Annotated in this window: 6 protein-coding genes; 1 reads left to right on the top strand and 5 read right to left on the bottom strand. The window is 64.3% G+C overall.

What is annotated here, in order from left to right; genetic code table 11:
• Positions 1-184 precede the first annotated feature (184 nt).
• The 5 genes from KBY85_RS15695 to KBY85_RS15675 all read right to left on the bottom strand — a co-directional run bounded on the left by KBY85_RS15695 (position 185) and on the right by KBY85_RS15675 (position 5,330).
• Complete coding sequence (locus KBY85_RS15695) at positions 185-3,475, bottom strand: plasmid replication protein, CyRepA1 family (protein WP_254962395.1); 3,291 nt, start codon at positions 3,473-3,475, stop codon at positions 185-187.
• Positions 3,476-3,645: 170 nt separating this feature from the next.
• The gene (locus KBY85_RS15690; RefSeq protein WP_254962394.1) at positions 3,646-3,819 is read right to left on the bottom strand and encodes a hypothetical protein; all 174 of its coding nucleotides are present in this window, start codon (positions 3,817-3,819) and stop codon (positions 3,646-3,648) included.
• A gap of 159 nt (positions 3,820-3,978) precedes the next feature.
• Positions 3,979-4,155: a hypothetical protein gene (locus tag KBY85_RS15685; protein WP_254962393.1), complete on the bottom strand. Its 177-nt coding sequence runs from the start codon at positions 4,153-4,155 to the stop codon at positions 3,979-3,981.
• A 47-nt stretch (positions 4,156-4,202) separates the two neighbouring features.
• Positions 4,203-4,484 carry a hypothetical protein gene (locus KBY85_RS15680; RefSeq protein ID WP_254962392.1) on the bottom strand — a complete coding sequence of 94 codons (282 nt, stop codon included), beginning with the start codon at positions 4,482-4,484 and terminating at the stop codon, positions 4,203-4,205.
• Positions 4,485-4,667: 183 nt separating this feature from the next.
• On the bottom strand, positions 4,668-5,330 hold the full coding sequence (locus KBY85_RS15675; RefSeq protein WP_254962391.1) for a recombinase family protein: 663 nt from the start codon (positions 5,328-5,330) through the stop codon (positions 4,668-4,670).
• A 220-nt stretch (positions 5,331-5,550) separates the two neighbouring features.
• On the opposite strand from KBY85_RS15675, the gene KBY85_RS15670 reads away from it, so the two are divergent.
• A partial coding sequence (locus tag KBY85_RS15670; protein WP_254962390.1) for a hypothetical protein occupies positions 5,551-5,760 on the top strand: 210 nt, incomplete at its 3' end.

The following is a 5,760-nucleotide window of genomic DNA, read 5'->3' as shown; positions in this document are numbered from 1 at the left end:
CAGCTCTGCGGTGGTGATCGCCCCGCCAGCAGCTCCAACTGCGCAACTCTGCGCAGTTGGAGCTGGCTTAGGCGTTGGCCCCTGCTTGGGGGATGGCGGCATCGCTCGAATGGGGGATGCGGGTAGACCATCTAGACGGCGCTCCAAGGCATCTAGGCGGGCTTCTAGATCTGAGCTAGGCGGGCTAGATCTGCCTAGACCTCCATCTAGCCCTGCTGTGATCCACTCCAGCACCAGCGCGGTGGCTGTTGTCCCCTGCTGTTTGGCTGTGGTGCGCAGGCGCTCCAGCAATGGCGAGGGGCAATTGATGGCTAGTTGGCTGCGGCGCATCATCTAGTTGGGCATCTAGACCAATTGAACCGCCAGCCGCCGCCGCCCGCCACGGGTTGGCCAGCTCTGCGGGGGGTGCTCCACCACAGGCTGTTTTATTAGCGAAGCCCTCCAAAACAGCACTAGGTGGAGCAAGCCCTAAGCCCTTACGCTGCAGGCGCTCTGCAGCTTCCCGCAGTAGCTGGAGCTGCTCGGCATCGGCCCCGTAGTTGCGGGCGTTGGAGCCACTGCGCTGGCTGGTGGTGGTAATGCCATAGCTGAGCAGCAGGGCTCCCACCAGGGCGGTGTCGGTGTCGTTGGCCCTGATGCGGATGGCCAGGCCCTGCTCGATGGCCTTGGCGTAGCGGCGGGCCTTAGCGGCCAGCTCTATCAGCTCAGGGGTGGCGCCGCTCCAGCTATTGCCTCCCAGCGGGAATTGCTCGATGAAGCTGGCCAGGCCAATGGCTTCGGCCACCTGCTGGCGCTGGGCCCTGAATGATTGATCCCAGGGCAGGGGGGCTTCGCCCTTAGGAGTGGTGGCGGCCAGGCGCTTTGCATCGAGCACCAGGGCCAAGCTGGGCTCCAGCAGGCAGGCCAGGCGCTCGGCTGCTCCAGCCCACCGCTCGGCCCAGACCACCATCGCGGGCGTAAGGGCTTCAGGATCCACCAGGGCCAGGCGCTCCACTAGGGCGCGGCGCTGCAGGGCTGGGCTGTGTTGCTGCAGGCGGCGCTGGCGGTCAGCTTCAGCGGCGCTGATGATCGGCGCGCTGGCCACAGCTTCAGCGTGGGCCTGCTGGCGGTCGCCCTTTAGCTGGCTTTTGAGCAGCTTCAGCTCGGCGGCTTCGGGCTGGCTGATGGTTCCAGCGGGGGGCAGTAGCTGGTGGCCTTCGGCCCGTAGGCGGGCCTTGATGAAGGCGCGCAGGTGGCTGTGGCTGTAGTTGCGGCGGCTGGTGAGGTCGGCCCACAGGCGGCAGGTGGCGGCCAGGGCTTCAGCAGCAGAGCCAGGGCTGGGCTCCAGCAGCAGATCGGGTTGGAGCTGCTGGCGCAGCAGGGCGGCCTGATGGTTCCATCGCTGGCGCAGGTCACCTTCGGCCTGTACGGGCCACCAGGCTCCGCTCAACGGGGGCTGCTGGGGCCTGACAACGGGCTTCACCCAGATGTGGCGGGCCACGCCTTGCCTGATGCGGGCCAGGGCCTGCAGGGCTTCGCCATCGTCAAAACTTCCAGCGCCAAATACGCCAAACACGCTCCTGAAGTGGAGGTGCTGAATGGACAGGCCGCTGCTGATGGAGGGGCTGGCCACCACCCAACGGATGCCCCCAGCCACCAGGGCCTGCTCGTTAGTCAGCTTCGCCAGCCATTGCTGCACCTCGGGGGTGCTGCTGGTGGCGCTGGTGATGAGTAGGCCCTTGGCTTCGGGCAGGTGGTGCTGGAGCAACTGGTGGAGGGCGGCTGCTCGCTCGCGGCTGTCGGTGGTGACAAATACAGGCGCCTTAGCTGCGGCCACCAGTAGGGCCTGCTCCAACTGCTCGGCGCTTTCTTCGTACCAATAGATAGGCCAGCCTTGGGGGGTGCCCTCGGCCACCAGCAGGGCCACCTCCTGCGCGCAGCTGGTGGCCCTGCCACCAGCTCGGGCCTGCTGCAGCCATTGCAAAGTGCTGTCGCTCAGATCGGCATCGAGCGCGATCACTTGCGAAGCGTTGGCCACGATGGCCTGCAGCCGTTGGATTAGTAGCCCCCGCTGCTCGCGGCAGGTGCTGGAGGTCAGCAGGTGGGCCAGTAGCTGCTCGGCTTCATCGAGCACCAGCACGGCGCCCCTAAAGGCTTCGGGCTTAATGGCCAGCAGGCTGTCGGCGCACAGGCAGTAGCGGCTCGGCAGGCCTTCGATCACTTCGCCATCAGCCAGCAGGGTGTGACCCAGGGCGGTGTCGGTGTCATTGCGCCAAATCAGTCCCAGGCGGCTGGCCATGGCAGCGCCCAGGCTTCGGCGATGGGTGACGGCCAGCACCTGCGGGCAATCAGCCAGGGCCTGCTCTAGGGCTTTTGTCTTCCCGAAGCCCTTCGGCGCCCTTATGCCAACAATCGCTGCAGTGGCCTGCTGCAGGGCCTTCACCAGTTCCTTAAAGCCACCACCCACGCGCAGCTGCGCGCAGGTGGTGGCTTCTATGCGGCGCTCCGCCCAGTAGCGGCGCTCCCAGGCCAGCTCGGCCAGGGCCAGGCCATCGGCCAGGGCCTCCAGTAGTGCATCGGCACCCAGGGCCACCAGCAGGTCGTCGGGGCCACACTTCGCCCCATCGAGCAGCGGCAGGCGCGCCACCCGCACTTCAGCGCCAGCCTTCACCAGCAGGTGACCCAGGCGCACGGCGGCGCCCTCCACCTTGCGGGCAGTGCTGGGCTTTGGATCGGCATCAAAACAGATCAGCAGGCGGCGGCCACCAGCAGCCAGGGCGGCCAGCTCGGGCACCAGGGCTTCATCACAGGCGCGGCCTTTGGCATCGCGGGCCAGCACCATGCGGCCCATCTCCGAACCAGCCAGGCCCACTGCAGCCAGGCCCAGGCCCAGCAGGGCACAGCTTTTTTTCTCGCCCTCACAAATAGTGATCGGCAACTCGGGGGTGGCTAGTGCCCAGGCCCAAAAACCTGCGCTGCGATCAGCAGGCATCGGCAGGCCGTGGCGCTCGGCCACCAGCTTCCAGACCGTTACGGGCACCTGCGGGAGCAACAGGCCAGGCCTGCGGCCAGGCTGTGATTCGTATTTAATCGGCCTCCCATTGCCGCTGATGCGGGGCTCGTCAGGCTTCCAGCGGGGCGTAGCGGCGAAGCCAGGCAGGGCGGAGCCGATGAAGCGCCAGCCGCCGCCATCTAGGTGGCCGTACTTCCACTGCAGCTTCATCCGCCGCTGGTAGGAGTGGCCTGGCTGCTGGTTGCCCAGGGCGAAGGCCTCGGCCAGCAGCACCTGCCGCTCGTTTTCAGGATCGGCGAAGCCAGCGCCGCCAAATGAGCGGAAGTTGCTGGACGCTATTGCTGGTGTTATTCCGCTTTCTTCGGTCAGCTCAGCCCAATGGCTAGGGCTTAGATGCCGTGGCGGCTGGGTTTTGGTAGATAGAATGGTTGCAGCAATTTCTTGCTGGGGGCCCCCACTAGGGGCCATAATGCGTTCAGACATTTGTCGGGATCTGGCGTCGTAAGCGCCTTGTCCTTGAAGACCCCCGGAATCTCACCTCCGGGGGTTTTCGCTTTTGAGGGGCTGCGGGAGTGTTCGTCCCTGCCGTTCTCGGAGCTATCAAGGGGGGCCGCGGGATTGCGGCTGATTAGGGGTGTTGTATCGGCTGGGGGTCAGCGCGGCAAGGCGCCCTGCAGCTCACGGGCGACCGTTAAGGCGCCCCGGCGCAACAAGGTGGAGCGGGAGACCTTTAGGGAATCGCAGGCCTGCGCCACTTCCAACAGCTCGGAGGGCGTGAACCGCACGCTGGTGGGGGAATAAATACGGGCGTTGGGAATTGCTTTCATGACTACATGGGAAATTGAAAAAAGGGGCGGTTACGTTAATTCCGCCCTGTACTCATATTGAGGAAACGTACGAACCGCTGCAAAAAACCAGTTCGACTACATTAGTCTAGCGGAGTTTTCTCCCGATGATGTATTCCCAGTCGCTGGCGTAGGGCTCGCTCACTTACTTAGCCTTGCGCCTTGGATGATGTTTTCGGCGGTGGCGCTGTTTGTCTTGGCGCTCCACTGCGGCTCCCGCCACATCTGCGAGAGGTCGCGACGGTCAAAGGTGCCGCCATGATTAACGGCCTGCTGGCTCCAATCGGTGGGCAGGGCCTGGCCAACGGGCGGGGCCACTCTGGCGGCGATTGGGTTGGGGCGGCGATTTGTGAGTCGTTTCATAATTAGCAATCAATGAGATGGAGGTCGCGGTTTAGCTGGCCGGCGGCGGCAGTGGCGCGGGCCTGCAGCATCTGGGCGGTGTCCCAGCGGTCGTTTGCCTTATCTAGGGCAATGCCTAGGCGGGCGTATTGCTGCACCAGTTCCCGATGGCGGCCGCCCTGTTCCAGCAGGGCCTGTTCCAGGGTGCCGAAGTCGCAGTGCATTAGCTCGCACAGGCGATTAGCGCATTGCTCCCAGCGGCCAAGAGCAATTTTGTAGTCCTCGCGCAGTTGCAAATAGTTCATAATTGCAGAGCTTTCTAATATCTTAGCGTGGCAATCACTACATTTGAAAACTAGACCGTTCGTTATCGCAGATTTGGGACTAGGGCCCCCAGCAACTGCTGGCGCTGGCGGCGGCGTTATTGCTCCAGGGGGCTTAGAAGGGGGCACCTGCGCGCAGCTGATGGCGGAGCCATCAGCCTGCGCTCACAGTCCCAGGCGCTGAACGATGCGCGCCACCTGCGTGGGATGCAGCGGGGTGCCATTGCGACTGGTGCGGCCAGCCTTCGCCAGTGCATCAGCCATTGCTCGCAGTGCCATGCCGCTGGCGACCATCGGCGCCAGCACTCCACGCAGTTGCTCTGCGTCGCTGTTGGCCTTCGCCTTGGCGGCTTCGTTGGTCTTGATGGTGTTGGGCCTAAGGCCTCCCAAAACCACGCCACGGGCGCGTGCGGCGGCCAGGCCAGCCTTAGTGCGGGCACTAATAAATTCCCGCTCCTGCTCCGCCAGTGCGGCGTAGATATGAAGCTGGAACTTATCCGCCGTTGGCATACAGGCCACGCGGAAGCTGAGCCTGTGATCCTCCAGCAGGCCAGCGATGAAACTCACGCGGCGGCTGAGTCTGTCCAACTTCGCCACCAGCAGCGTGGCGCCTTCGCGCTTGGCGTGGGCGATGGCCTTCGCCATTTCGGGGCGGTCATCATCAGCTCCGCTCTGAACTTCGGTGTAGCTGGCGATCTCCAGGCACCCATCGGCATCGGGGCAGCACTGACCCAGGAACAGATCTAGATCTCGGCGCTGGGCATCTAGGCCGTAGTTGCGACCTCCACGGGCTTCGCGGCTGAGCCTCAGATAGGTGACGTAGAGCATCGCGGTGGCGCCTGTCGCAATAGACTACGGCCGTTGTGGTTGTGACAATGCCGTGGTTGTGACAATTCTGCAGGCGGCCGCAGTGGCCTGATTGATTGCCTCTACTAGTGTTCAAAACCTAGACGGCATCTAGGTTTCATCTAGACATTGCTGCCACAACCAACGGGGCGGCCCGCCCCTTTCATCGGGGGCCTTGCCCATTAGGCGCCAGCTCCCAGCGATGGCGTGGTGGCGCACAGTTCCGGGGGCGGCCTTGGATGCCCAGGTGTTCCAAGCGCCCCTGCTGATGCCAGTGCGCTCGGCCAGCTCTGCGGTGGTGATCGCCCCGCCAGCAGCTCCAACTGCGCAACTCTGCGCAGTTGGAGCTGGCTTAGGCGTTGGCCCCTGCTTGGGGGATGGCGGCATCGCTCGAATGGGGGATGCGGGTAGA

Source organism: Cyanobium sp. BA5m-10 (assembly GCF_024346255.1).
GTDB classification, from domain to species: Bacteria; Cyanobacteriota; Cyanobacteriia; order PCC-6307; family Cyanobiaceae; genus Cyanobium_A; species Cyanobium_A usitatum.
The sequence above is the reverse complement of the archived record's forward strand: the minus strand, read 5'-3'. Positions and strand labels throughout refer to the sequence as shown.